The organism is Amycolatopsis sp. SID8362 (assembly GCF_010550475.1).
GTDB classification, from domain to species: domain Bacteria; phylum Actinomycetota; class Actinomycetes; order Mycobacteriales; family Pseudonocardiaceae; genus Amycolatopsis; species Amycolatopsis eburnea.
Map to the genome: position 1 here is coordinate 1 of NZ_JAAGNB010001031.1, position 2117 is coordinate 2117.

The window sequence follows — 2117 nt, forward strand, 5'->3', positions numbered from 1 at the left end:
GATGCCGAAGCCGTACGCGGCGGCGAACCCGGCGATGTCGGTCTGGTAGACGGCGATCGACGGCACGCGCAGCCGCCGCGCCGCCGCGAGCCCGCGCGCGCCGACGACGAACGGCGACGCCAGGTGCACGACGTCCGGCCCGAACGCGCTGAGCGCGTTCAGCACGGTGCGCGTCGGCACGCCGATCGGCAGCGAATTGACCCCGGGGAAGTCCAGCGCGGGGATCCGGACGACCGGGGCGCCGCGGTAGGAGTCCGGGCCGGGGCCGGGCGCGATGATCAGCACGTCGTGCGCGCGTTCGCGCAGGTGCTCGACGACCCGCAGGACGGAGTTGGTCACGCCGTTCACCTGGGGCAGGAAACTTTCGGTGACTATGGCGACTCGCACGTCTTGGACGATCGCACCCGATACTGGCGACCGCGTGACACGGCGGCCAACGCTGCCGGAACAGATCGGCTACGACATGTCATCTCAAGGTCGTGTCCTGGAAACCACGGGGGCCCAGACTAAGCAGGCATGACCCTCTTGTCCTCCCGGCCGCCGCGGCCCGTCGAGCCCGGCCTGCTGTCGAGGGCGCTCGAAGTGGCCGGACGGCTGGCCAACGACGCCACCGACGTGATCACCGCGACCGCCGGCCGCGGCGCCCACCCGTCGACGCTGGACTCGCCGTTCGACTGGGTCACCGACACCGACCGCATCCTGGAGCGCCACACCCGCCGCGTCCTGACCGCGGAGTTCCCGGGCATCCCGGTGGTCGGCCACGAGTTCGGCGCGGACCACGGCGCGGACGTCGCGGAGTACCGCTGGGTGGTCGACTCGGTGGACGGGACGGCGAACTACGTGGCGGGCGTGCCGTGGTGCGCGTACAGCCTGGCACTGGTGGACGAGGCCGGACCGGTGGTGGGAGTGGTCGCGGACCCGTACCGCGCCCAGATCTACGCCGCGGCGCGCGGACGAGGGGCCCGCGCGAACGGCAAACCGGTCCGCCTGACGGACCGCTGCGTGACGGCGGGCGCCCTGGTCTGCACGGAGTTCGCCAGGAAGGGTCCGTGGCCCGGGATGGGCGGCTTCATCGAGCGCGCCGCGGCGGCCCACGCGGGCGTCCGGGTCCTGGGCTCGGCAGCGCTGTCGATCGCCCAGGTGGCCCTGGGCCACGCGGCAGCGGCGGTGTTGCACAGCTACCACGAGTGGGACGTAGCCGGCTCGGTCGCGATGGCGATCGAAGCGGGCGCGGTGGTACTGGACAAGCACGGCGAGGACACGGCGTTGCCGACGGACGGCCTCCTGGTAGCGGCGCCGGGAGTGGCGGACGAGGTCCTGGGCTGGTGGCAGGAGACCGCCCACGCAGGCTGAGACGTAGTGAATGACTCATTCATGTCATCTGACGACATGAATGAGTCATTCACTACACGCGCGGCCGCCGAGAGCGGGCCGGTCGGGCGTAGCTTTCACGTGAAAGCGACGCGGCCCCCGCCAGCCACCCACCGCCCTAGATGTGATGTCCGGGGAGGTTGGTCAGCCGGGTGACCGGCGGCTTGCCGCCGGTTGCGCTGTGGGGTCGATGGTGATTGTAGAAGTGCAGCCAGTCCGGTAGCGCCGCCCGCCGCAGACTCTCGGACGGGTAGAAGCGGGCGTAGGCCCACCCGTCGGCCAGGGTCCGGTGGAAACGTTCGATCTTGCCGTTCGTCTGAGGCCGGTAAGGCCGGGTCCGTTTCGGGATAACGCCCAGCTCGGCGCACGTTTCGCGCCAAGCGTGGGACCGGTAGGCCGAGCCGTTGTCGGACAACACGCGTTCGACAGTCACGCCTAGATCGGCGAACCAGGCCACGGCCCGGCGCAGGACAGCGGTGGCAGTCACCGCGGTTTCGTCGGTGTGGATTTCGGCGTAGGCGACGCGGGAGTGGTCGTCGATGACGGTGTGCACGAACGCGGTGCCGGTGCGGGGCTTGTAGTCCGCGCCGCGGGGCAAGCCTGGCGTGGCGCGTTTGTTGCGCTCGCCTTGCTGCCGGCCGAGGTAGCGGTGCCCGCCGCCGTCGGGGATGTTGCCGAACTTGGTGACATCGACGTGGATCAGCGAGCCGGGATGGTCGTGTTCGTAGCGGCGCAGCGGTTCGCCG

Annotated in this window: 3 protein-coding genes; 1 reads left to right on the forward strand and 2 read right to left on the reverse strand. The window is 70.9% G+C overall.

Translation table 11 applies throughout. The annotated features are described in order from the left end of the window. Positions 1–339: glycosyltransferase (locus G3I65_RS32440; protein ID WP_309235842.1), on the reverse strand; the 339-nt coding region annotated here is incomplete at its 3' end. Between the two features lie 177 nt (positions 340–516). Between G3I65_RS32440 and G3I65_RS32445 the strand changes: the two genes are divergently transcribed. Further along, positions 517–1353, forward strand: coding sequence for an inositol monophosphatase (locus tag G3I65_RS32445; protein ID WP_125310201.1), 837 nt, complete (start codon positions 517–519; stop codon positions 1351–1353). Between the two features lie 136 nt (positions 1354–1489). Here G3I65_RS32445 and G3I65_RS32450 read toward each other — a convergent pair. Further along, the coding region (locus G3I65_RS32450) for an IS481 family transposase (RefSeq protein ID WP_160699478.1) at positions 1490–2117 on the reverse strand (628 nt) is incomplete at its 5' end.